This is a genomic window from Geodermatophilus sp. CPCC 205506 (assembly GCF_051383635.1).
Lineage (GTDB): Bacteria > Actinomycetota > Actinomycetes > Mycobacteriales > Geodermatophilaceae > Geodermatophilus.
Genome location: NZ_JALPKP010000055.1, coordinates 1 through 23,398, shown reverse-complemented (window position 1 = coordinate 23,398; position 23,398 = coordinate 1). Strand labels below are relative to the sequence as shown.

Genomic DNA, 23,398 nt, shown 5'->3' with positions numbered 1-23,398 from the left:
GAGAGAGGAGTCCTCATGCCGTGGTCGATCGATCAGCGGGCTCGACCGGTACCGGTCCGGACGTCCACGCACGGGTGGCGGCGTGGAGGCGCTGGAGCGCCGGGCGTCGCGCTGCCATCCTGGGTCCGTGACCAGCGAGTTCGTCGGGTACCGGCCACCCCCGGCGCTCCGCGGGCTGGTGGCGGCGGCGGTCGGCTACCGGCAGGCGGGGCTGCCGCCGGGCGTGCACCGCGGGCTGCCCTCGCCGTTCCTCACCGTGGTCCTGCCGATCGACGCTCCCCTGGTGGTCTGCGCGCACGCCGACCCGCGGCAGCCGGGGGGCACGTTCGAGACGGTCCTGGGCGGGCTGCACACCCGGCCGGCGCTGATCGCCCACCCGGGTCGGCAGGAGGGCATCCAACTGGCCCTGACACCGGAGGGTGCCCGCGCGCTGCTGGGCACCCCCGCGGCGGCGCTCGCCTCGGTGGACGTGGGCCTGGACGACGTCCTCGGCGTGCGGGTCACGGCCGAGCTGCTCGACCGGGTCCGGGATGCGGCCGGGTGGCCGGCGCGCTTCGCCACCGTGGAGGAGTTCCTGCTGGACCACCTCGCCACCGACTCCCACGCGGCGCCCGAGATCGCCGAGGCGTGGCGGCTGACGGTGGACGGCGGGGGACGGCTGCGGGTGGCCGAGATCGCCGCGCGGGTGGGCTGGTCCGAGCGGCACCTGACCACGCAGTTCCGGTCCGAGACCGGACTGGGGCCGAAGGAGGCCGCCCGCGTCGTGCGGTTCGACCGGGCCCGACGGGGGCTGACCGCCCGCGTCGCAGCGGGAGGCCGTCCCGACCTCGCCGGTCTCGCGGCGGCGGCCGGGTATGCCGACCAGTCCCACCTGACCCGCGACTGGCGGTCGTTCAGCGGGCTGTCCCCGCTGCAGTGGATGGCCGCGGAGTTCGGATTCGTCCAAGACGACGCCGCCGTCGGCTCGGCAGGCTCGGCCGCATGACGACACCCGCTCCCACCGTCTGGCCCGCCTTCCGCGCGGACGACGCCCCCGCCCTCATCCGCTTCCTCGTCGACGTCCTCGGCTTCGAGGAGACGCTCGTCGTCCGCGACGGTGCCCTGGTGGTCCACGCCGAGCTGGCCTGGCCTCCCGGCGGCGGCGTGATGCTCGGCTCGGCCCGCGACGACGGTCATTGGCCGGTCGACGCCGGTGTCACCGGCGCCTACCTGGTCACCGACGACGTCGCGGCCGTCTGGGACCGCGTGCAGGCAGCCGGCGTCGAGGTCCTCCGGCCGCTCGCCGACGTGCCGTACGGCGGCAAGGAGTTCTCCGTCCGGGACCCGGAGGGCAACTCGTGGAGCGTCGGCGACTACCGCGGGCACCCCAGGTCGTGACGCCCGACGACGTCCGCGCGCTGGCCCTCGCCCTCCCGGAGGTGACCGAGGCGCCGCACCACGGGCGGCCCGCGCTCCGGCTCGGGACGACGGTGCTGGCGACCCTCTGGGACCAGGACACGCTCAACGTCATGCTCGACGAGGGCGAGGCGCGGGCGGTCGAGGGCGGTCCCTGCAGCCTCCTGTGGTGGGGGAAGAAGTTGAACGGCGTCCGGGTGGACCTCACCGGCGCCGCCTCCGACCAGGTGGCCGAGCTGCTCGAGGAGGCCTGGCACCGACGCGCCCCCGCGCGCCTGCGGCAGTCGCGCGGCGACTAGGTCACCGTGGCGTCCGGGCCACCCGGATCCCAGGTCCCCCGCGGCCCCGCGGCCACGCAGGTCCCGAGTCACCCGCGGCCCGCGGCCCGGGGCCCGGGGGCCCGCGGCCCGGGGCTCGCGCCCCGCGCCGCCACGCCGCTCACGGCGCGGGCAGCACGCGCAGCACGCCTGACAGCGAGAAGACGCGCTCGTCGCCGCGGAGCTCGCACCAGGCCTCCAGCACGTGGCCCAGGACCTCCGGTGCCCGGATCACCCGGTCGGTCACGGCACCGGAGGCCGCCCGGTAGACGATCGACACCCGACCGCCGGAGCCGACCGCCTCGGCCAGGAGAGCGAGTTCGCCCGGGGTGAGGTGCGGCGCCGCTCCCGCCAGTCCCGGCGGGAGCGGGTCGGCCGGCGGCTCGGTGCGGGCGCCGTCCAGCAGGGCACGGGCGACGTCCGCGACCGGCGGTGGGACGACGGTCAGCCGCGGCCGGGCCGGCGCGACGGCGTCGTCGATCCGCCGGGCCGCGTCGCGCGCCGCATGGCGGGCCGCGGCGGCCTCGGCGGTCCCGCGCGGCGGCTCGGCGTCCGCGACGGGCAGGTACCCCGCCGCGCGCAGGGCGGCCAGCGTGACGTCGGGCGCGGCGCTCGCGGCCAGCACCGTCGGGCCGACCTGCCGCAGCCCGAGCCGGCCGAGGCGCCGGTCGGCCAGGACCTGGGCGACCAGGGCCTCGTCGACCCCGGTCAGCACGCAGGCGGCCGCGGTGACGCGGAGGTGCCCGTGCCGGCGGGCGACATCCTGCACGAGGTGCACCAGCGGCTGGGGCAGGTCGCGATCGGTCACCTCCCGCAGCGCGGTCACCAGGTCGTCGCCGGTCCGCCCCGCGTCGAGGGCCCGCCGGATCGTCGGCGGGCCCAGCCGCCAGATCACCCCGGCACCGGTGCTCTCGCGATCGGCGCACGAGTCGAGCACGGCGGCGAGGGACGCCGCTGGTGAGCCGGTGGCCACCGCGGTGAGGTCGGATCCGAACCGGACCGTCGCCACCCGCGCCGGCAGCACGCCGTCGGCCCACCGGCGCAGTCCGGCCTCGTCCCCGGCCAGCAGGGCCCGGCCGACCGCGCTGATCGCACCGGCGCCGACCACTCCGACCAGGTGCAGCTCGGACCAGAGGGTGTCCAGCGGCGCCGACTCGCCGGGCACCGTGTGCGCCGCCGGCCGGCTCCAGAGCGCCGCGGCGCGCAGCGCGGCGGGGTCACCGGCCGCTCCCCCGGGCACGGCCGCGGTGGCCGCGAGGAGGGTCCGGCGGGTGGCGGCGCAGCCCCGGCAGGGCACCTGGGCCCCGAGCGCGGGGACCGGCCTGCCGTCACCGTCCCGAGCCCGGGTGGCCATCGCCTCGTGTCGCCACCAGGCGAGTACCAGCGGCACGACCTGGTCGGCCGGCTCGCCCGCGGCCCACTCCGCGGCGAGGGTGGTCGGCTCGATGCCCGACACGCCGCTGCGGACGAGCCCCGCAGCGCGAGCGGTCTCCAGCGCCAGCCGTGTCTGGGCCTCGTCCGCGCCGAGATCCTTGCCGAGCCGTCGCAGCTCCCGCACGCCGATCCCGCCACCGGCCAGGGAGGCGATCTCCTGCCGGCGCACCCGATCGAGCAGGTCCGCCACCAGCCGCAGCAGCCGGGCGACCGCCTCGGCCGCTGCGGAGTCCACGGCGGCCGGCGGCACCGCGCTGACGGCCGGGCCGGGCGGCACGGGGTCGAAGGGCGCCCGCCAGCGCTCCCCGCGGACGGCGAGTGCCACCTCAGCGGGCAGGACGCCACCCCAGCCGTGCGCGGGGGTGACCGCGAGACCGTGCTCGGCCGCCCATCGGCGTGCGGCCGTGTCCTCCCGGTACCGGTCGGGATCCCCCCAGGGCGGCTCGAGGTCGTCGTCCGAGTCGGAGATCCACCAGCGGTCCGCCGGGACCGCGACGAGGGGCCGGGAGCCGGCGCCCGGTTCCGGCCGGCCGGCCCACCGGAGCAGGCCGCGGCGGACGTCGTCGGGAGCGGTGTCGAACCGGGCCCGCACCCGCGCCGGGTCGCTGACCACGCGGACCACGTGATCCAGAGCCTCGGCCTTGCGGGCGGGGGGCCGTTCGCCCCAGCGCCGGAGGGCCCGCTGCAGCTCGGGCAGGGTGGCCTCGGCCCAGGCCGTCCGCGCCCGTGGTCCGGGCACGCCCAGCGGGTACGGCGGCAGCTCCGCGGCCAAGGGGACGACGAGCGCACCGTCGTCCGGCCGGAGGAGGCCGCGCCGGATCAGGGTCCCGACGGCGGCACCCACCGCGTCGGTGTGGTCGGGTCCGGAGACGCCCAGGAGGTCGTCGAGGTCCGGGCGGCGCCTGCGCTCCCCCAGGGCCCGGACCGCCTCCCACACCTGTCGCTCGGGCAGGCGGAGGTCATCGACCGCGGCGGCCACCGACGCGGCGTGGCAGATCCGGCCGGCCAGCCCCCAGAGCGTGCGCGGTGGGTACCCGGCCACCAGGTCGGGGCGCGCGGTGAGCAGCTCGGTGAGCTCCGCGCGCGAGAAGGTGCCGAGCCACTCGGCCCATCCACGGTCGTCCACCGGCCCAGTCCACACCCTCACCGCGCCGCCGCGCGGCGTCGTCCACAGGTCGGCTCGCGGGGCGGCCCTGCCCCGGCCACGATCAGCGCATGACCGCCACCCGCGCCGGACAGCCCGCCTCCCCCGGCGACCTCGTCGACGTCGCCGCGCTGGTCACCGCCTACTACACGCGGGAGCCCGATCCGGCGGACCCGGCGCAGCAGGTGGCCTTCGGGACCAGCGGCCACCGCGGCTCGTCGTTCGACGCCGCGTTCAACGAGGCGCACATCCTCGCCACCACCCAGGCCATCTGCGAGTACCGGACGGCGCAGGGGTACGACGGGCCGCTGTTCATCGGCCGGGACACCCACGCGCTCTCCGAACCGGCGTGGGCCAGCGCGCTGGAGGTGCTGGCCGCCAACGACGTGACGGTGCTCGTCGACGCCGCCGACCGGTACACACCCACCCCGGCGGTCAGCCACGCGATCCTGCGGGCCAACCGCGGCCGGACGACCGGTCTCGCCGACGGCATCGTGGTCACCCCGTCGCACAACCCGCCCCGCGACGGCGGGTTCAAGTACAACCCGCCCAACGGCGGCCCGGCGGACACCGACGCCACGAAGGTCATCGCGGCGCGGGCCAACGAGCTGCTGCACGCCGGGCTGGCGGGGGTCCAGCGCGTCCCGTTCACCCGGGCACGGGCCGCGGCGCAGCCGCACGACTTCCTCGGCGACTACGTCGAGGACCTGCCGTCGGTGCTCGACCTCGACGCCGTCCGCGACGCCGGCGTGCGGATCGGTGCCGACCCCCTCGGCGGCGCCAGCGTCGACTACTGGGGCGCGATCGCCGATCGGCACCGGATCGACCTCACCGTGGTCAACCCGTTGGTCGACCCCACCTGGCGGTTCATGACGCTGGACTGGGACGGCAAGATCCGCATGGACTGCTCCTCCCCCAGCGCCATGGCGTCGCTGATCGGCAAGCGCGACCAGTTCCAGATCGCCACCGGCAACGACGCCGACGCCGACCGGCACGGGATCGTCACGCCCGACGGCGGCCTCCTGAACCCCAACCACTTCCTCGCGGTGGCGATCTCCTACCTGTTCTCGCACCGCCCCGAGTGGGCTGCGGACACCGCCGTCGGCAAGACCCTCGTGTCGTCGTCGCTCATCGACCGGGTCGTCGCCGACCTCGGCCGGCGCCTGGTCGAGGTGCCGGTCGGGTTCAAGTGGTTCGTGCCCGGGCTGCTCGACGGGTCGGTCGGCTTCGGCGGCGAGGAGTCGGCTGGGGCCTCGTTCCTCCGGCGGGACGGCGGGGTGTGGACGACGGACAAGGACGGCATCCTGCTCGCCCTGCTGGCCAGCGAGATCCAGGCCGTGACCGGGCGCTCGCCGTCCCAGCTGCACGCCGAGCTGACCGCCCGGTACGGCGAGTCGGCCTACGCGCGGATCGACGCGCCGGCCACCCGCGAGCAGAAGGCGGCCCTGGGCAAGCTGTCCCCGGAGGACGTGACGGCGACCGAGCTGGCCGGTGAGCCGATCACCGCGAAGCTCACCCGCGCGCCGGGCAACGACGCCTCCATCGGCGGGCTCAAGGTGGTCACCGAGAACGCCTGGTTCGCCGCCCGGCCGTCGGGCACCGAGGACGTCTACAAGGTCTACGCCGAGTCCTTCCAGGGCCCGGAGCACCTGGCGCGGGTGCAGGAGGAGGCCCGCGCCGTCGTCACGGCCAGCCTGGGCGGCTGAGGTGGCGGCCCTCGACCTGACCGCCCTCGTCCGGGAGCTGGTCGGTCGGACGACGGTCTCGGGCGACGCAGCGGCCCAGCGGGACGCGCTCGGCACCCTCACCGACGTCCTCCGGGAGCGGGCACCACACCTGGAGGTCACCGAGGGCCGGGACCCCGACCACCCCTGGACCCTGCTGCGCACCCCCACGGACCCCGCCCGGCGGCAGCTGCTGCTCGCCTGCCACGTCGACACCGTCCCGGTGCCCGACCCCGGCGCCTGGACCCGCGATCCGTTCGGCGCCGACCTCGACGGGGGCCGGGTGTGGGGCCGGGGCGGCAGCGACATGAAGGCCGGCGTGGTCGCCGCGGCCGCCGCGCTGGCCGCCGCCGACCCGGAGACGCCGGTCGCGCTGCTGCTCACCAGCGACGAGGAGATCGGCTCCAAGGGCGCCGCCGCCGCGGCCGACGCGGTCGCCGGGCAGTCGGTCGGGGCGGTCGTCGTCCCCGAGGCGACCGGCAACCAGGTCGTCCTCGGGCACAAGGGGGCGCTCTGGCTGGCCGTCCGGACGGCGGGGCGCGCGGCGCACGGCAGCACGCCCGAGCGCGGGCACAACGCCGTCCTCGACCTGGCCGCGCTGCTGGCGCGCGCCGGCGGGGCGCTGCCCTTCCGCACCGACCCGTTCCTCGGCACGGAGACGTGGAACCCCGGCGTCGTGGCCGGCGGCACCGTGCCCAACGTCGTCCCGGACCGCGCCGAGGTGGTCGTGGACATGCGCACCGTCGCCGACGGCGGCGAGCTGCTGGACTGGTGGCGGGGCCAGCCCGAGGTGGCCGACGTCGAGGTGCGGGTCGACCTGCCGCCGGTCGGCACCCCGGGCGACGACCCGTGGGTGGCCGGCCTGCCCGCGCCCGTCCGGCCCACGCCGGCGACCTACTTCACCGATGCCTCGGTGCTCGGCCAGGTGGTCGGTGGCGCCCCGATCGTCGTGTGGGGGCCCGGCACGCCCGCGGTCATGCACGCCGTCGACGAGTACGTGGAGCTCGCCGAGCTGCAGCAGGCGACGGCCGCGTTCACCGACGTCGTCACCCGCTGGACGGGCTGACCCCGGCGGTTTCCGGGGAAACCGCCGCACCGACCCCGGCGGTTTCCGGGGAACCGACGGCTCGAGCCCGGACTTTCGGCGCGGAAAGTCCAGAGGATCCACGGAGCCGGCGCGGAAGGTCCGGGAGCGGCGGGGGGCGGTTCGATACAGCGGCGTATCCGATACAGTCGTGCATCGTGACGACGACCGATCTCGACCGGCCCAAGCGCCGGCGGGCGGTCACCGTGGAACTGCTGCTGGACGCCGCCCTGGAGACCTTCGCCGAGGTCGGGTTCGCCGCGGCCAGCGTCGAGGACATCTGCCGCCGCGGCGGCTTCACCCGCGGGGCCTTCTACTCCAGCTTCCGCACCAAGGACGAGCTGTTCGCCGCGCTCTACGCGCGGGAGACCGGCCGCGAGCTGGCCCGGGTGGAGGAGCAGCTGACCGGCATCGAGTCCGAGCGGGACCCGGTCTCCGCCGCCGTCGAGCGGTGCCTGTCCACCTTCCGCGCCGACCGCTCCTGGGTGCTCGTGCACACCGAGTACGCGCTGCACGCCGCCCGCCGCCCTGAGGCGGCCGCCGCCCTGCGCGAGCACACCGCCGCCCTGCACGACCGGCTGACCGACCTCATCGAGAGCGCGACCGCCCGGGTCGGCCTGCGCCTCGCCGTCCCGGCGGGGCAGCTGGCCCGCATCCTGCTCGCCCTGCACGACGGCGTCGTCGTCGCGCAGGCCACCGACGCGGACCCCGACCGCCCCGACGACTCCCTCGAGCACACCGCGCTGCTGCTCCTGCTGCGCGCCGCCGTCTCCGGCTGACCCCGAGAACACAGAACCAGAGGACCGAGGAACCATGGCCACCCTGCTCGCCCGCCTCGGCCGGGCCGTCTACCGCTCCCGCCGGCTCGTGGCCGCGATCTGGGTGCTCGTGCTCGCCGCCGTCGTCACGGTCCTGGTGACCGCGGGTGGCGAGTTCGACGACCAGTTCACCATCCCGGGGTCGGAGTCCCAGGCCGCGCTGGACCGGCTGGCCGACCTGCAGCCGTCGGCGGCCGGGGTGAGCGCGCAGATCGTCTTCGTCGCCCCGGACGGCGCCACCGTCGTCGAGCCGCAGTACCAGGCGGCCATCGCCGAGGTCGTGGCCGAGGCGGCCCGGGCCCCGCAGGTCGCCGCCGTCGCCGACCCCTTCGTCAACCAGGCGATCTCCCCCGACGGCCGCGCCGCGCTGGCCGTCGTCGAGTACCCGGTGGCCGGTCCGGCGGAGCTGGAGGAGGGCAGCCTCGACGCCCTGCAGGAGACCACGCAGGCGGCCGCGGACGCCGGCATGCAGGTGGCCGTCGGTGGCGGCGCGTTCAGCACCACCGGCGTCGAGATCGGCCCCACCGAGTTCGTCGGCGTGGCCGTCGCCGTCCTCGTGCTGGTGCTCACCTTCGGCTCGCTGCTCGCCGCCGGGATGAACCTGCTGACGGCGATCGTCGGCGTCGCCGTGGGGCTCGGCGGGCTGCTCGGCGCCTCCAGCCTCATCTCGCTGTCGTCGACCGCGCCCACGCTGGCGCTGATGATCGGCCTGGCCGTCGGCATCGACTACGCGCTGTTCATCCTGTCCCGGCACCGCAGCCAGCTGGCCGCCGGCATGGACCCGGAGGAGTCCGCGGCGCGGGCCACCGGCACGGCCGGGACCGCGGTCGTCTTCGCCGGCCTCACCGTCGTCATCGCGCTGTCGGGCCTGTCGGTCGTCGGCATCCCCTTCCTCACCGTCATGGGCCTGGCGGCCGCGGCCACCGTGCTGGTCGCCGTCCTCGTCGCCCTCACCCTGCTGCCGGCCCTGCTGGGCTTCGCCGGCTCCCGGCTCGCGCCCCGGCCCGGGTCCCGGGCGGCCCGCCGCGAGGTGGCGCAGGCCGCGCAGGACGGGGCCGTCCCCGACCGGGCCGGCCGCTCCATGGGCGAGCGCTGGGCCCGCCTGGTCACCCGCCGTCCGCTGGTCACCGTCCTCCTCACCGTCGTCGGTTTGGGCGTGCTGGCCCTCCCGGCTGCGCAGCTGCAGCTCGCGCTCCCCGACAACAGCGCGGCCGCCGAGGACGCGCCGCAGCGGCAGGCCTACGACCTCATCAGCGAGACGTTCGGTCCGGGCCTGAACGGCCCGCTGGTCGTCCTCGTCGACGGCCTCGACCCGGCCACCGCGCGGCAGGCGGCCGGCCAGGTGGCGGCCGCCCTCGGCGGGACGCCGACCCAGGTGCCGGGCCAGTTCGAGGGCGGCCTGGACGACGTCGCCTACGCCGTTCCGGCCGTGCTACCCGAGGGCACCGCGGCGCTGGTCACCGTCATCCCCGAGAGCGGGCCGCAGGACGAGGCGACCGGCGACCTCGTCGCCGCGCTGCGCGACCTCGCCCCGGAACTGGAGGCGCAGACCGGCGCAGAGGTGTCGGTGACCGGCCAGACCGCCGTCGCCATCGACGTCTCCGACCGGCTCGACGACGCCCTGGTGCCCTTCGCGCTCGTCGTCGTCGGCCTGGCGGTCGTCCTGCTGCTGCTGGTCTTCCGCTCGGTGCTCGTGCCGATCAAGGCCGCGATCGGGTTCCTGCTCTCGGTGGCAGCGTCGTTCGGCGCGGTGGTGGCGGTCTTCCAGTGGGGCTGGCTGGGCGACGTGTTCGGCGTCCCGACGACGGGGCCGATCATCAGCTTCATGCCCGTCATCCTCATGGCGGTGCTGTTCGGCCTGGCCATGGACTACGAGGTCTTCCTGGTCTCCCGGATGCGCGAGGAGTACGTGCACGGGGCGGCGCCGCGCGCCGCGGTGCTCGCCGGTGCCCGGCACGCCTCGCGGGTGGTCGTGGCGGCCGCGCTGATCATGTTCTCGGTCTTCGCCAGCTTCGTGACCATCGACGACGTCGTGGTCAAGGCGATCGCGTTCGGCCTGGCCGTCGGGATCCTGCTCGACGCGTTCGCCGTCCGGATGACGCTCGTGCCGGCCGTCCTGGCCCTGCTCGGCCGCTCGGCCTGGTGGCTGCCGCGCTGGCTGGACCGCGCGCTGCCCGACCTCGACGTCGAGGGCGCGAAGCTGGGCCCGGTTCCGGCCGCGCCGGCCGCCCGGGCGCCCGAGCCGGCGGTGCGGTGACGAGGACGGGGCCGTTCAGCGCCGCCGGGCGCCCTTGTCGGCGTACATGGCGTCGTCGGCCTCGCGGATGAGCAGTTCGTAGGCCAGCTCGGGGTCTGTGCCGCCGGCCACCGTGCCGATGCCGACGCTCATGCCCAGCGGGATGACGACGTCGTCGACCCGCAGCGGCTCGGTGGCGGTGTGCTGCAGCCGCTGGGCCAGCGCCTCGGCGTCGGCCCGCTCGCTGTTCTCGCACACGATGCTGAACTCGTCGCCACCCACCCGGGCGGCGGTGTCGCTGGAGCGCAGCACCGACCGCAGCCGCTCGGCGAAGGCGACCAGCACCTCGTCGCCGACCGGGTGCCCGTGCTGGTCGTTGATCTCCTTGAACCCGTCGAGGTCGATGCCCAGCAGGCAGGTGGGGGTCCGCTCGCGGTGACCGCGCTCGAGGGCGTGCCGCAACCGGTCGCCGAAGAGGATCCGGTTCGGCAGGCCGGTCAGCGGGTCGTGCAGCGAGCGGTGCACGAGCGCCGCCTCCAGGGCCTTGCGCTCGGTGATGTCCTCGATGATCGCCACCACGTGCGGCGGGTCGCCGTCCGGCGTCCCCTCCACCCAGGACGACGTCACCTGCACCGGCACCACGCTGCCGTCGCGGCGGACCAGCCGGGTCTCGTGCCGCATCGTCCGGCGCCGGTGGACCAGCTCGGAGTACGCCTCGGCGGTGGACGGGGCGTCCTCGGTGTGGATGAGGTCGAGGACCGAGCAACCGTAGAGGTCCTCGGTCGTCCGGCCCAGCATGGTGGCGAACGCCGGGTTGGCGTCGACCACCAGTCCGGACGGGGTGGCCAGGAGGATGCCCATGGGCGCGTTGGCGAACGCGCTCCGGCGATCCGCCGGGGGCAACGTGCCCATCACGTTCGTCACATGGCACCTCCGTGGCGGACATCCTGCGGCAACGAGGGCACTTTCCTGCGCGTTCTCGACATGGAGGTTCCCCGAGTCGTTCCACGTGGAACCTGACGAGGAGGATGACGATCACGACCGGACGAGGAGGTCCTGCGTGAACGAGTTCGACCTGGTGCTCCCCGCCGCCGTCGACATCCGCGAGGTGGGGATGCGCGACGGCCTCCAGCTCGAGGCGCCGGTGCCCCTGGAGGCCAAGCTGGCGATGCTCGAGGCGCTGGTGGCCACGGGCGTCCGCCGGATCGAGGCGACGTCCTTCGTCTCCCCCAAGGCCGTCCCCGCGCTCGCCGACGCCGACCAGGTGGCCGCCGAGCTGTCCCGCTGGGGCGGCGTGCACTGGTCGGCCCTGGTCGCCAACCCGCGCGGCGCCACCCGCGCCGTCGACGCCGGCGTGGCCGACCTCGAGTACGTCGTGTCGGCCTCCGACGGGCACAGCCGCGCCAACGCCGGGCGCTCCACCGCCGAGGCCGTCGGCGCGGTCGCCGAGATCGCCGCCCTCGCCCACGGCGCGGGCGGCTCGCTGGAGGTGGTCATCGCCACCGCCTGGGACTGCCCGTTCGACGGTCGCACCCCGATCCCCCGCACCGTCGACGTCGCCCGCGCCGCGGTCACCGCCGGCGCCGACGCGCTGTGCCTGGGCGACACGATCGGGACGACGACGCCGCTGCGGGTGGTCCAGCTGCTCGACGCCGTCCGCCGCGCCTGCCCCGGCGTCCCCGTCGGCGTGCACTTCCACGACACCCGCGGCACCGGTCAGGCCAACGCGCTGGCCGCGGTCCAGGCCGGCGTGACCCAGCTGGACTCCTCCGTGGGCGGCCTGGGCGGCTGCCCCTTCGCCCCCGGGGCCAGCGGCAACATCGCCACCGAGGAGCTGGTCTACCTGCTCGAGGAGTCCGGCGTGCGCACCGGCCTGGACCTCGACGCCGTGCTGGCCGCCGCCCGGGTGACCGAGGAGGCGGTGGGCCACGAGCTGCCGAGCTCCCTGTACCGGGCCGGGGGCCGGTCGGTCCCCCGGCCGCAGCCGGTCGGCTGACCGGGGCGCCGCCGTGGTTGGCTGCAGGGCATGAGCGACGCGGAACCGGTGTCGACGGGCGGGGTGGAGGTCGTGGACCCGCGGCTCATGCGCGACGTGCTCGGGCACTTCGCCTCCGGGGTCACCGTGGTCACCGCGATCGCCGACGACGGGCCGATCGGGTTCACCTGCCAGTCGTTCAGCTCGCTGTCGCTGGACCCGCCGCTGGTGGTGTTCGCGCCGGCGCGCACCTCCAGCACCTGGCCGCGACTCCGGGACATCGGCCGGTTCTGCGTCAACGTCCTCGCCGAGGACCAGACGGAGGTCTCCGGCGCGTTCGCCCGGTCCGGCACGGACAAGTTCGCCGGCGTGCACTGGCGGGCCAGCCGGCGCGGGCAGCCGGTGCTCGACGACGTCGTCGCCTGGATCGACTGCGAGTTGTGGGCCGAGTACGACGGCGGCGACCACACCCTGGTGGCCGCGCGGGTGCTCGATCTCGGCGCCGACGGGCAGCGCCGGCCGCTGCTGTTCCACCGGGGCACCTACGGCCTGCGGGAGGCGTCGGAGGGCTGATCCCCCGCCGGGGGCCCCGTCCGGTTGCCAGGTGTGGGCGCGGCCGCTCCGGGAAACCCATCCACGCAGGACGTGGTGCGCCACGGAGGGAGACGATCGCCATGGGACTGCTCGACCGGCTCTTCGGCCGCCGCCGCTCCGGCTACGACGACGGGCACGCGCGCACGTACGGCGACTACGAGGCCCCTCCCCCGCCACCCCAGCCCGCGCGTTCGGAGGACCAGCAGGCGGTCGAGCGCTACCGGTACCTGCTGCGCACCGCGCCGCCCGACCAGATCGAGGCGGCGCACGCCGAGGCGTTCAGCAAGCTCACCCCGCAGCAGCGCCAGGAGGTGCTGGTGCAGCTGGCCGCCGCGGTGCCCTCGGGCGAGCGGCCGCGGTCGGACGACCCGCGCAGCCTGGCCCGGGCCGCCACCCGGGCCGAGGTGCGCCAGCCGGGCACGCTCGAGCGCGCGTTCGGCGGCGGGTACGGCGGCGGGTACGGCCGGGGCGGGTACGGCGGCGGCTTCGGCGGCGGGTACGGGCCGAGCTTCGGCAGCATGATGGGCGCCAGCCTGCTGGGCACCGTCGGCGGCCTCGTGGTCGGGACGGCGGTGGCCGACGCCCTGTTCGACACCGGCATCGGCGACGGCGGGCTCTTCGGCGGAGGGGACGAGGAGGCCTACGCCGAGGGCTACCAGGACGGCGCCGGGGCCGACGGCGACCACGGCGGGGACCCCGGGGGCGACTTCGCCGGCGGCGCCGACAGCGGCTGGGGCGACTCCGGCGGGGACGTCGGCGGCGACTTCGGTGGCGACTTCGGCGGCGGCGAGTTCTGACCCCGCCGGACGCTACCGAGGCAGTGCGCGGGCCCGGCGGAGCCAGAGCAGGCCGACCACCGGCAGCACCAGCGGGATGAACAGGTAGCCGCGCCCGTAGGCCGACCACACCGTCTCGTCGGGGAAGGCCGCCGCGTCCAGCAGCGACAGCGTGCCCACCACGAGCACGCCGGCGAGCTCGATCGAGATGGCGACCAGCGCCGTCCGCCGTCCGCCGCGGGCCAGCGCGACGGTCGCGACGAGGTAGACCACCGCGGCCAGCGCGGACAGCAGGTAGGCGACCGGGGCCTCGTCGAAGCGGGTGGACAGCTGCACCGCCGCCCGTGCACCCGCGGCCAGGGCGAAGACGCCGTAGACGGCGACCAGCACCCGACCGGGCCCGCCCGCGGTGGCGCCGCCGGCCGCCCGCTCGCCCTGCACCGGCTCAGCCACCCGTCGCCTCCCACAGCTGCAGCAACCGCCAGATCATGACCCCCACCGCGCCGGCCGCCACGGCCAGTACCGTGCCGGCCCAGCGGGTCGGTTCCGACCGCGCCCACAGTGCCCCGGCGACCGGCAGCAGCACGATGCCACCCAGGTAGCCGAGGAAGGTCGGGGTGTCGGCCGGCTGCTCCCCGCGCACCAGGAGGACGACGGCGAGCACGGCCTGCACCAGCAGCAACGCCTCCAGCAGCGCCGTCCCCCACAGGTGCAGCAGGCCGATCCGCCGCCGGGCCAGCGTCGAGGCGAGGCCGGCGAGGGCCACCAGCGCCGCGACCACGGTCACGGCGACCACCAGCGCGGAACTCACCAGGGGGACCCCGGGGCAGCGAGCACTGGCACGGGTGCCATCCTCCCGCGTAGGGGGAACGTCCCGGGCACCGCCCTCGGCCGGGACGGACACCACGGGGCGCGTCCAACACCGGGCGCGCCGAAAGGACCTTGATGACCGTCCGCGAGCTCGTCGTCGACCTCTTCGCCGAGCACCTCGACGCCGTGACCGACCAGCCGGTACGGCTGCGGTCGCTGGTGACCCTGCTGGAGACCCTCGGAGTGGCCGAGCCGACCACGCGGATGGCGACCGCGGCGCTGCGGCGGGTGGGCTGGCTGAGCGCCTTCCGCCGGGGCCGGGAGACGCTCTACACCCCCACCGAGGAGCTCCGTTCCGCCGTCCGGGTGCGGTGGGCCCGCCTCGACGAGCGGCTGGCGCCGTGGGACGGCCGGTGGCGCATGGTCATCTACACCGTCCCGGAGACCGACCGGGCGGTGCGGGAGCGGGTGCGCCGGACGCTGACCCGGCACGGCTTCGGGCCGCTGGCCCCGGCGACGTGGCTCTCGCCGCACCGGGTCGCGCTCGACGGCGTCCGCACCGAGCTGGCCGGCGAGCAGATCAGCCGGCTGGACCTGCTCACCGCGCAGCTGACCCCCGAGACCGGCGGGTCGGACGCCGCCCTCGCCGCCCGGTGCTGGGACCTGCACGGGGTGGCCGCGGCCTACCGCCAGGAGATCGAGCGGATGAGGGCCGTCCTCGCCGGCCCCGAGCCGGACGGCGCCGCGGCGCTGGTGACCCACCTGCGGGCGCTGGCCCGGGTGCGGCGGGTGTCCAACGGCGACCCGATCCTGCCCGACGCGCTGCGCCCGCCGGGCTGGCCGGGCGTCGAGCTCCGGGACGCCTGGATGGAGTTCTGCGCGGTCCTGGCCGGCCCGGCGCGCCGCTACGTGGCCGACGTCCTGGCGCGGCCGGTGCAGCGCACGACGGCGGACCTGCCCGGTTGACAGGGGCGCCCGGCTGCGGGAGCGACGGCCGGCCGGTCGCGCTGCACCACGGCTGAGGCGCGGTGGCCCCTGGTCAGCGCAGGGGCAGAACTGGCCACTTCTGCCCGCAGGGGTCCCACGATCGCCCGCCCCGTTCCACGTGGAACGGGGCGTGTGTCCGGCGTGTGACGTTCCGCCGACCGCCTGGCGGGTCCCCGTGCCGAGGGGGTTGGATCGAACTCATGTGCGGCCTCTCCGGCGAGATCAGGTTCGACGGCTCCCTGGCCGACACCACTGCCGTGGCGCGGATGGTGGAGGCCCTGGTCCCCCGTGGCCCGGACGGCCAGGGGACGTGGAGCAACGGCCGGGTGGCCTTCGGGCACCGCCGGCTGTCGGTGATCGACCTGTCCAGCTGCGGCTCCCAGCCGATGGTCGACAACGAGCTGGGCCTCACCGCGGTCTTCAACGGCTGCATCTACGACTACCAGGAGCTGCGCGCCGAGCTCGAGGGGCACGGCTACCGGTTCTTCTCGCACAGCGACACCGAGGTGATCCTCAAGGGCTACCACCACTGGGGCGCCGACGTCGTCTCGCACCTGCACGGCATGTTCGCCTTCGTCATCCACGAGCGCGACACCGGCCGGATCGTGATGGCCCGGGACCGGCTGGGCATCAAGCCGCTCTACCTGAGCGAGACGCCGGGACGGCTGCGGTTCGCCTCGACGCTGCCCGCGCTGCTCCGGGCCGGCGACGTCGACACCTCCATCGACCCGGTGGCGCTGCACCACTACCTCACCTGGCACGCCGTCGTCCCGGCGCCGCGGACGATCCTCAGCGGCGTCCGCAAGCTGCCGCCGGCCACCCTGCGGGTGGTGGAGGCCGACGGGACCAGCCGCGAGCACCGCTACTGGAACGCCACCTACGAGCGCCGTCCCGAGCACGCGTCCTGGTCCGCGCGGGACTGGGAGGACGCGATCGAGGAGGCGCTGCGGGTCGCCGTCCGCCGGCGGCTGGTCGCCGACATCCCGGTCGGCGTGCTGCTCTCCGGCGGGCTGGACTCCAGCCTGATCGTCGGCCTGCTCGCCGAGGAGGGCCAGACCGGGCTGGCCACCTACTCGATCGGCTTCGAGGCCGTCGGGGGGCGCGAGGGTGACGAGTTCCAGTACTCCGACGTCATCGCCGAGCGGTTCGCCACCGACCACCACCGCATCCGGGTGGCCTCCGACGAGCTGGCGGCCGCCCTGGGACACGCGATCGGCGCGATGGCCGAGCCGATGGTCAGCCACGACGTCGTCGCCTTCGACCTGCTGTCGGAGCGGGTGTCGCAGACGATCCGGGTGGTCCAGTCGGGGCAGGGCGCCGACGAGGTCTTCGCCGGCTACCACTGGTACCCGCCGCTGGCCGAGGTGGGCCGCGAGGAGGCCGTCGAGCGCTACGCCGCCGCCTTCTTCGACCGGGACGCCGCCGACATGGCGAGGCTGGTCGCCGACCGGTACGCGGTGGACGGCGACCCGAGCCTGGAGTTCGTCCGGCAGCACATGTCCATGGCGGGCGCGCAGACCGCGGTGGACGCGGCGCTCCGCCTCGACAGTGAGGTCATGCTGGTCGACGACCCGGTGAAGCGGGTGGACAACATGTCCATGGCGTGGGGCCTGGAGGCCCGCGTCCCGTTCCTCGACCACGACCTCGTCGAGCTGGCCGCGATGTGTCCCCCGGAGCTCAAGCTGGCCGACGGCGGCAAGGGCGTGCTCAAGGCGATCGGCCGGCGGATCATCCCGCCGGAGGTCATCGACCGGCCCAAGGGCTACTTCCCGGTGCCGGCGATCACCCACCTCGAGGGCAAGGTCCTCGACCTGGTGCGCGACGCCCTGTCCAACGAGGCCGCCCGGGAGCGGGGGCTGTTCCGCCCCGAGTACGTCGACGGCCTGCTCGCCGACCCGAACGGCGAGCTCACCCCGCTGCGCGGCAACAAGCTCTGGCAGCTCGGCCTGCTCGAGCTCTGGCTGCAGACGCACGGGGTGTGAGCGGGCTGTGATGTCCCGGCTCGCCGGGCACCGTCGCCGGACGGCGGTCGCCGCCACGCCGTCGTTCACCAGCCGCTCGTGGCAGCAGCCCTCGGAGCACCAGCTCCGGGGCATGGCGACCGACGTCGTCCTCGACCTCGGCTGGGGCCGGCTCGTCTTCGGCCAGACGTTCGCCGACCTGCGCGGGATCGTCGACGCGCTGCGCGCTGAGGAGGGCGGCCGCCGGGACATCTGCATCTACCCGCGGGACCCGCACGTGCTGGTCGGGTTGGCGCCGGACGAGCTGTTCATCGACCCCAGCTACACCTACCGGCTGGACCTGCACCGCTACCGGCCGCGGCCCGAGCCGATCCGCGGTGTCTTCGTGCGCACGGTGACCTCGCTGGCCGAGATGAGGGCGATCAACGAGATCTACGCCCGCAACGGCATGGTCACCGGCGACCCGGCCACCATGTGGGCCAACCACCGGACCCGCACCTTCACCTACCTGGTCGCCGAGGACCGGCGCACCGGGCGGATCGTCGGCACGGTCACCGGCGTCGACCACGTGCTCGCCTTCGACGACCTCGAGGGCGGCACCAGCCTGTGGTGCCTCGCCGTGCACGCCCAGGACGCCCCGCCCGGTACCGGCGAGGCGCTGGTCCGGGTGCTGGCCGAGCGCTACGTCGGCCGGGGCCGGTCGTACCTGGACCTCTCGGTCATGCACGACAACAGCGGCGCGATCGCGCTCTACCGCAAGCTCGGGTTCCAGCGGACGCCCGCGGTGTGCGTCAAGCGGAAGAACCCGATCAACAGCCCGCTGTTCGCCGCCCGCCCGCCCGGCCTGGACGAGCTCAACCCCTACGCGCGGCTCATCGCCGACGAGGCGCTGCGACGCGGGGTGCGCGTCGAGGTGACCGACGCCGAGTGGGGCGAGATGCGGCTGTCCCTCGGCGGCCGGACGGTGCTCACCCGCGAGTCGCTGTCGGAGTTCACCAGCGCGGTGGCGATGAGCCGCTGCGACGACAAGCGGGTCACCCGCCGGATCATGGAGCGGGCCGGCGTCCGGGTGCCCCGGGGGGCGGTGGCGGCGGAGGACGACCTCGACGACGCGCTGGCGCTGATGGCCGAGTGCGGCGAGGTGGTGGTGAAGCCCGCGCGGGGTGAGCAGGGCCGCGGCATCACGGTCGGTGTGACGTCGCCGGAGGCGCTGGAGCGGGCGGTCGGTGCGGCCCTGCAGTTCTGCCCCGACGTGCTGGTCGAGCAGCTGGTTGCCGGCGACGACCTGCGGGTGGTGGTGATCGACCACCAGGTGGTGGCCGCCGCGGTGCGCCGTCCGGCCGAGGTGGTCGGCGACGGCCGCAGCCCGGTCACCGACCTGGTGCGGTCCACCAGCCGCCGCCGGGAACGGGCCACCGGCGGGGAGTCGCGGATCCCGCTGGACGACACGACCGCCGAGGTGGTGGCCGAGTCCGGCTACGCGATGGACGACGTCCCCCCCAGCGGGGCGCGGATCCGTGTGCGGCGGACGGCGAACCTGCACACCGGCGGCACCATCGAGGACGTCACCGACCGGCTGCACCCGGACATCGCGCAGGCCGCCGTCCGGGCCAGCCGCGCCATCGGCATCCCGGTGACCGGCCTGGACTTCCTGGTGCCGGACGTCGAGGGCCCGGAGCACGTGTTCATCGAGGCCAACGAGCGGCCTGGGCTCGCCAACCACGAGCCGCAGCCGACCGCGGAGCGCTTCGTCGACCTGCTCTTCCCCGAGACCCGCCGCCGCTGAGCCTGCCCGCGGTATAGGAAGCTCTACCCACGTCCTCGAGCTCGTGACGTGGGGATAGCTTCCTATGCCTCGGGAGGACCGGGTGGCGTACCTGCTGGCCGCGGTGGGCGGCGTCCTCGGGGCGCTGGCCCGCTGGGGCGTGGCGACGGCGCTGCCCTCCTCCCCCGGCGGCTGGCCGTGGGCGACGCTGCTGGTCAACCTCACCGGCTGCCTGCTGCTGGGTGCGCTGCTCGCCGTCGTCACCGCCCGATCCCCCGAGCCGGCGTGGGTGCGGCCGCTGCTGGCCGTCGGCGTCCTCGGTGGCTACACCACCTACTCCGCCTTCGCCGTCGAGGTGGTCGAGCTCGCCGACGCCGGGGCGGCGGTGCGGGCCGCCGGCTACGTGCTCGCCTCGGTCGTCGGCGGCGTCCTCGCGGTCGTGGCGGGCGCGCGGGCGGTCCGAGCGGTGTCCGCCCGGTGACGCCGCTGCTGGTGGCCGCGGGTGCGCTGGCCGGCGCCCCGCTGCGGCTGCTGGTGACCCGTCTGGTCGCCCGCGGCGGCCGGGACCCCGCGCCGGGCACCCTGGTGGTCAACGTGGTCGGCAGCGCGGTGCTGGGCGTCGTCTTGGGGACGGCGGCCGCGCCCGGCTGGGTGGTCACCCTGGTCGGCACCGGCTTCTGCGGGACGCTGACGACCTTCTCCACGTTCGGCGCCGACGTCGTCCGGCTGGCCGAGTCCGGCGGTTCCGGCGGAAACCGCCGGTCGGGCGGCGGTCCCCGCGGGGACCGACGGCTCGGGCGGGCGCTGGTCTACACCGCCGCGAGCGTGGTGCTCGGGCTCGGCGCGGCCGCGGTGGCCTACCGGGTGGCCGCCGGATGAGGGTTCGGAACGCGGTCGGCGGCGGTGCTCAGTAGGGTCGGGGACGGTATGGCTGGGACATCGGCAGGACACGAGCGAGCGGACAGCCCCGTCGTCGTGGTGGCCAACCGGCTACCCGTCGACCAGGTGACCGACCCCGACGGCTCGACGCGCTGGCAGCGCAGCCCAGGAGGCCTGGTGACGGCGCTGGAGCCGTTCGTGGCCGGGCAGGGCGGCGCGTGGGTGGGCTGGTCGGGATCGGCCGGTGAGGCCCCCGAGCCGTTCGAGTCCGGCGGGATGTCGCTGATCCCGGTGGAGCTCTCCGAGGAGGAGGTCGACCGCTACTACGAGGGCATGTCGAACGCCTCGCTGTGGCCGCTGTACCACGACGTCGTCGAGAAGCCCGAGTACCACCGGACGTGGTGGGACACCTACGTCCAGGTCAACAAGCGCTTCGCCGACCGCGCGGCGGAGGTGGCGGCGCGCGACGCGATCGTCTGGGTGCACGACTACCAGCTGCAGCTGGTGCCGGCGATGCTCCGCCAGCGGCGGCCCGACCTCACCATCGGCTTCTTCCTCCACATCCCGTTCCCGCCCTACGAGCTGTTCACCCAGCTGCCGTGGCGCTCGGCGATCGTCGAGGGCCTGCTCGGCGCCGACCTGGTCGGCTTCCAGCGGCCCAGCGCCGCCACCAACTTCGTGCAGCTGGCCCGGCGGCTGCACGAGCTGCCCACCCGCGGCCCGACCATCGAGTACGACGGCCGGACGGTGACGGCGCGCGCGTTCCCGATCTCGATCGACGTGCAGGCCTTCGACGAGCTGGCCGGCTCCCCCGAGGTGCTCGCGCGGGCCAAGGAGGTCCGCGCCGAGCTGGGCAGCCCCGACAAGATCATCCTCGGCGTCGACCGGCTGGACTACACCAAGGGCATCGCCGTCCGGCTCTCGGCGTTCCAGGAGCTGCTCGAGGACGGCATCCTGGCGGCGCCCGACACCGTGATGGTGCAGGTGGCGACGCCGAGCCGGGAGCGGGTCGAGCACTACGTGCACATGCGCGAGACGATCGAGCAGCAGGTCGGCCACATCAACGGCATCTTCGGCGCGCTCGGCGGCCCGGCGGTGCACTACATCAACCAGTCGGTGCCGCGTGAGGAGCTCGCCGCCCTGTACCGCGCCGCCGACGTCATGCTCGTGACGCCGTACCGGGACGGCATGAACCTGGTGGCCAAGGAGTACGTGGCCGCCCGCGGCGACCTCGGCGGAGCCCTGGTGCTCTCGGAGTTCGCCGGCGCCGCGGCCGAGCTGCGGCAGGCGTACCTGGTCAACCCGCACGACATCACGGGGCTCAAGAACCAGTTGGTGCGGGCGTTGCGTCAGGAGCCGGGCGAAGGCGCCAAGCGGATGCGGGCCATGCGCCGGCACCTCGCCAAGAACGACCTCGACCACTGGGCGACGTCGTTCATCGACGCGCTGCGTGCGCAGCAGTGACCAGGATCCCGGCCGACCTCGCGGCCGCGCTGACCGGGCTGGCCGCCCGCCGGCCGCTGCTGGTCGCCAGCGACTACGACGGGGTGCTCGCCCCGCTCGTCGGCGAGCCGTCCGCCGCCGTCCTCTCCCCCGGCGCCGCCGAGGCCCTCGGCCGGGTCGCCGCCCGCGACGGCGTCGTGGTGGCACTGGTCAGCGGGCGCGGGGTCGCCGACCTGCAGGCCGTCAGCGGCCTCACCGGCCCGTACCGGTACGTCGGCAGCCACGGGGCCGAGTTCGACGGACCGCTCACCGGCGAGCTCGCCGCCCGCCGGGACGAGCTCGCCGACCGGCTCGCTCCGCTCGTGGCCTCTGTGCCGGGCGCGCTCCTGGAGGTCAAGCCGGCCAGCGTGGCAGTGCACGTCCGGCAGGTGACCGACCGCGCCGCGGCTGCCGGGCTGCTGGAGGAAGCGCACCGGGCGGCAGATCCGTCACTGACGTTGAAGCCGGGCAAGGAGGTGCTCGAGCTCGCGGTGACCGACGCCGACAAGGGCAGCGCGCTCCGCCGGCTGCGCGACGAGCTCGGCGCCGCCGCGGCCATCTACCTCGGCGACGACCTCACCGACGAGGACGCCTTCCGCGCGCTCCCCCACGACGACGTCACGGTCAAGGTCGGCGAGGGCGAGACGGCGGCCCGCTTCCGCCTCCCCGACACCGCCGCCGTCGTTCCCTTCCTCGACGAGCTGGCCCGCGCGCTCGCCTGACTCCCCTCCCCCGCCATCTCCTCCGGAATGGCGCGGGCCACGGGGCGTCGCATTGTCGGGGAAGTCGACATGACGCCCGTCCACCATTCGGTCAGCGCATTCTGGGGAACAATTCCGTAACCGTGTGTCGTGGGAACCGCACCACGCTTGGAATGGGTCCAACGATCGACCCGTTCGTCCTCCCCGGAAAATGCAGGAGACCTCCCGTGCCCAGCTCCCCCGCCACCGCTCCCCCACCCCGCGGCTCGTCCTGGTTCGCCGACCGGCCCCTGGGGGTCAAGTTCGGCATCCTCGTCGGCGTCGTCGTCATGGCCTTCACGGGCCTGCTCGGGGCGGTGCTCATCGGCAACGCCACCGTCCGCCAGCTCAACGCCGAGATGGCCGCCCTCCAGCACGCCCAAGCCCTCGTCCTGCAGGTGGACACCCGAGCCAGCGAGCTCAAGGTCGACGGCTTCAAGTCGCTGGTTCGCGAGACGCCCGCCGAGCAGCTGACCGAGCTGGCCGACGACGTCGCCACGCCGGTGGCCCTGCTGGCGGAGCTCGACACGATCGAGCTGACCGGCGATGCCGCCTCGGCCGTCGCGGACCTGCAGGCGAGCTTCGACGACTACACCACCGCGATCACCGCGTTCGTCGACACCGCCGTCGCCGACCAGGCGGCGGCCCGGGTGAACTGGGAGCAGATCCAGGCGGCCAACGACCTCACCGACGGGGCGGTGGGAGCGGCCAAGGACTCGCTCGAGGCAGCGACCGACGAGGCCGAGGCCCGGCTGGCCGCGGCGATCGACACGACGCAGACCACCACGATCGTCGTCGCCGGCCTCGGGCTGGCGCTCATCCTCGCGATCAGCTGGCTGACGATGCGGTCGGTCACCCGGCCGGTCCGGCGGGTGCAGGTCGCGCTGGAGGCGCTGGCCACCGGCGACCTGACGGTCGCCAGCGGGGTGCAGTCCCGGGACGAGGTCGGCCGGATGGCCGCCGCCCTGGACGCCGCGCAGGAGGGCCTGCGGGCGGTGCTCACGGAGGTGGCCTCGTCGGCGACCGCGGTCGCGGCGTCGTCGGAGGAGCTGAGCGCCTCGTCGGCGCAGATCTCGGCGTCGGCGGAGGAGACCTCGGCCCAGTCCGGGGTGGTGGCCGGCGCCGCCGAGGAGGTGTCCCGCAGCGTGGAGACCGTCGCGGCGGGCGCGGAGCAGATGGGTGCGTCGATCCGGGAGATCGCCACGAACGCGGCCGAGGCCTCCGACGTGGCGGCGCGGGCGGTGTCGGCGGCGGAGACGACGACGGCGACGGTGGCC

The 23,398-nt window shown here is 75.4% G+C and carries 22 protein-coding genes; 18 read left to right on the top strand and 4 right to left on the bottom strand.

What is annotated here, in order from left to right; translation table 11 throughout:
- The first annotated feature begins 127 nt into the window (after positions 1-127).
- Genes MY520_RS23540 through MY520_RS23530 form a run of 3 tightly spaced genes read left to right on the top strand, consistent with a single transcriptional unit; the run spans position 128 to position 1,694 of the window.
- Positions 128-985 carry a helix-turn-helix domain-containing protein gene (locus MY520_RS23540; RefSeq protein ID WP_436695055.1) on the top strand — a complete coding sequence of 286 codons (858 nt, stop codon included), beginning with the start codon at positions 128-130 and terminating at the stop codon, positions 983-985.
- Positions 982-1,377, top strand: coding sequence for a VOC family protein (locus MY520_RS23535; protein WP_436695053.1), 396 nt, complete (start codon positions 982-984; stop codon positions 1,375-1,377). The genes MY520_RS23540 and MY520_RS23535 overlap by 4 nt, the downstream gene beginning before the upstream one ends.
- The gene (locus MY520_RS23530; RefSeq protein ID WP_436695051.1) at positions 1,374-1,694 is read left to right on the top strand and encodes a hypothetical protein; all 321 of its coding nucleotides are present in this window, start codon (positions 1,374-1,376) and stop codon (positions 1,692-1,694) included. Before MY520_RS23535 ends, MY520_RS23530 begins: the two co-directional genes overlap by 4 nt.
- A gap of 139 nt (positions 1,695-1,833) precedes the next feature.
- Here MY520_RS23530 and MY520_RS23525 read toward each other — a convergent pair whose 3' ends face one another.
- Positions 1,834-4,272, bottom strand: coding sequence for a helicase-associated domain-containing protein (locus MY520_RS23525; RefSeq protein WP_436695049.1), 2,439 nt, complete (start codon positions 4,270-4,272; stop codon positions 1,834-1,836).
- A gap of 89 nt (positions 4,273-4,361) precedes the next feature.
- Here MY520_RS23525 and pgm point away from each other — a divergent pair, with 89 nt between their 5' ends.
- From pgm to MY520_RS23505, 4 genes are all read left to right on the top strand, one after another.
- Positions 4,362-5,996 carry a phosphoglucomutase (alpha-D-glucose-1,6-bisphosphate-dependent) gene (gene pgm / locus MY520_RS23520; protein ID WP_436695047.1) on the top strand — a complete coding sequence of 545 codons (1,635 nt, stop codon included), beginning with the start codon at positions 4,362-4,364 and terminating at the stop codon, positions 5,994-5,996.
- 1 nt (position 5,997) lies between these two features.
- On the top strand, positions 5,998-7,080 hold the full coding sequence (locus tag MY520_RS23515) for a M20 family metallopeptidase (RefSeq protein WP_436695046.1): 1,083 nt from the start codon (positions 5,998-6,000) through the stop codon (positions 7,078-7,080).
- 176 nt (positions 7,081-7,256) lie between these two features.
- Complete coding sequence (locus MY520_RS23510) at positions 7,257-7,877, top strand: TetR/AcrR family transcriptional regulator (RefSeq protein WP_436695044.1); 621 nt, start codon at positions 7,257-7,259, stop codon at positions 7,875-7,877.
- A 34-nt stretch (positions 7,878-7,911) separates the two neighbouring features.
- Positions 7,912-10,173 carry an MMPL family transporter gene (locus MY520_RS23505; protein WP_436695042.1) on the top strand — a complete coding sequence of 754 codons (2,262 nt, stop codon included), beginning with the start codon at positions 7,912-7,914 and terminating at the stop codon, positions 10,171-10,173.
- Positions 10,174-10,188: 15 nt separating this feature from the next.
- On the opposite strand, the gene MY520_RS23500 is transcribed toward MY520_RS23505, so the two are convergent.
- Positions 10,189-11,076: a diguanylate cyclase domain-containing protein gene (locus tag MY520_RS23500; RefSeq protein ID WP_436695040.1), complete on the bottom strand. Its 888-nt coding sequence runs from the start codon at positions 11,074-11,076 to the stop codon at positions 10,189-10,191.
- Between the two features lie 136 nt (positions 11,077-11,212).
- Here MY520_RS23500 and MY520_RS23495 point away from each other — a divergent pair, with 136 nt between their 5' ends.
- The 3 genes from MY520_RS23495 (at position 11,213) to MY520_RS23485 (ending at position 13,518) form a co-directional block, all read left to right on the top strand.
- Positions 11,213-12,148 (top strand): hydroxymethylglutaryl-CoA lyase, encoded by a 936-nt coding sequence (locus MY520_RS23495; protein ID WP_436695038.1) that lies wholly within the window; start codon positions 11,213-11,215, stop codon positions 12,146-12,148.
- 30 nt (positions 12,149-12,178) lie between these two features.
- Positions 12,179-12,700: a flavin reductase family protein gene (locus tag MY520_RS23490; RefSeq protein ID WP_436695037.1), complete on the top strand. Its 522-nt coding sequence runs from the start codon at positions 12,179-12,181 to the stop codon at positions 12,698-12,700.
- Between the two features lie 101 nt (positions 12,701-12,801).
- A complete protein-coding gene (locus MY520_RS23485; protein WP_436695035.1) occupies positions 12,802-13,518 on the top strand; it encodes a hypothetical protein in 717 nt (238 codons plus the stop codon).
- A gap of 12 nt (positions 13,519-13,530) precedes the next feature.
- Here MY520_RS23485 and MY520_RS23480 read toward each other — a convergent pair whose 3' ends face one another.
- Together MY520_RS23480 and MY520_RS23475 are read right to left on the bottom strand one after the other, a co-directional pair.
- Entirely contained in the window at positions 13,531-13,950 is a 420-nt protein-coding gene (locus tag MY520_RS23480; RefSeq protein WP_436695033.1) for a hypothetical protein, read from the bottom strand.
- Positions 13,943-14,308, bottom strand: a complete 366-nt coding sequence (locus tag MY520_RS23475) for a hypothetical protein (RefSeq protein WP_436695031.1) — start codon at positions 14,306-14,308, stop codon at positions 13,943-13,945. Before MY520_RS23475 ends, MY520_RS23480 begins: the two co-directional genes overlap by 8 nt.
- Before the next feature lie 134 nt (positions 14,309-14,442).
- Between MY520_RS23475 and MY520_RS23470 the strand changes: the two genes are divergently transcribed.
- From MY520_RS23470 to MY520_RS23435, 8 genes are all read left to right on the top strand, one after another.
- Positions 14,443-15,273 (top strand): PaaX family transcriptional regulator, encoded by an 831-nt coding sequence (locus MY520_RS23470; protein ID WP_436695029.1) that lies wholly within the window; start codon positions 14,443-14,445, stop codon positions 15,271-15,273.
- Between the two features lie 221 nt (positions 15,274-15,494).
- Entirely contained in the window at positions 15,495-17,276 is a 1,782-nt protein-coding gene (locus MY520_RS23465; protein WP_436695028.1) for an N-acetylglutaminylglutamine amidotransferase, read from the top strand.
- Between the two features lie 10 nt (positions 17,277-17,286).
- Positions 17,287-19,041: an N-acetylglutaminylglutamine synthetase gene (gene ngg, locus MY520_RS23460; protein ID WP_436695026.1), complete on the top strand. Its 1,755-nt coding sequence runs from the start codon at positions 17,287-17,289 to the stop codon at positions 19,039-19,041.
- 64 nt (positions 19,042-19,105) lie between these two features.
- Positions 19,106-19,501: a fluoride efflux transporter CrcB gene (gene crcB / locus MY520_RS23455; protein ID WP_436695024.1), complete on the top strand. Its 396-nt coding sequence runs from the start codon at positions 19,106-19,108 to the stop codon at positions 19,499-19,501.
- The gene (locus MY520_RS23450; protein WP_436695022.1) at positions 19,498-19,899 is read left to right on the top strand and encodes a fluoride efflux transporter FluC; all 402 of its coding nucleotides are present in this window, start codon (positions 19,498-19,500) and stop codon (positions 19,897-19,899) included. Before crcB ends, MY520_RS23450 begins: the two co-directional genes overlap by 4 nt.
- A 48-nt stretch (positions 19,900-19,947) precedes the next feature.
- Positions 19,948-21,363 (top strand): alpha,alpha-trehalose-phosphate synthase (UDP-forming), encoded by a 1,416-nt coding sequence (locus MY520_RS23445; protein WP_436695020.1) that lies wholly within the window; start codon positions 19,948-19,950, stop codon positions 21,361-21,363.
- Positions 21,360-22,103, top strand: a complete 744-nt coding sequence (gene otsB / locus MY520_RS23440; RefSeq protein ID WP_436695018.1) for a trehalose-phosphatase — start codon at positions 21,360-21,362, stop codon at positions 22,101-22,103. Before MY520_RS23445 ends, otsB begins: the two co-directional genes overlap by 4 nt.
- A 206-nt stretch (positions 22,104-22,309) precedes the next feature.
- Positions 22,310-23,398, top strand: a 1,089-nt coding sequence (locus tag MY520_RS23435; protein WP_436695016.1) for a HAMP domain-containing protein, incomplete at its 3' end; no start/stop codon positions are given.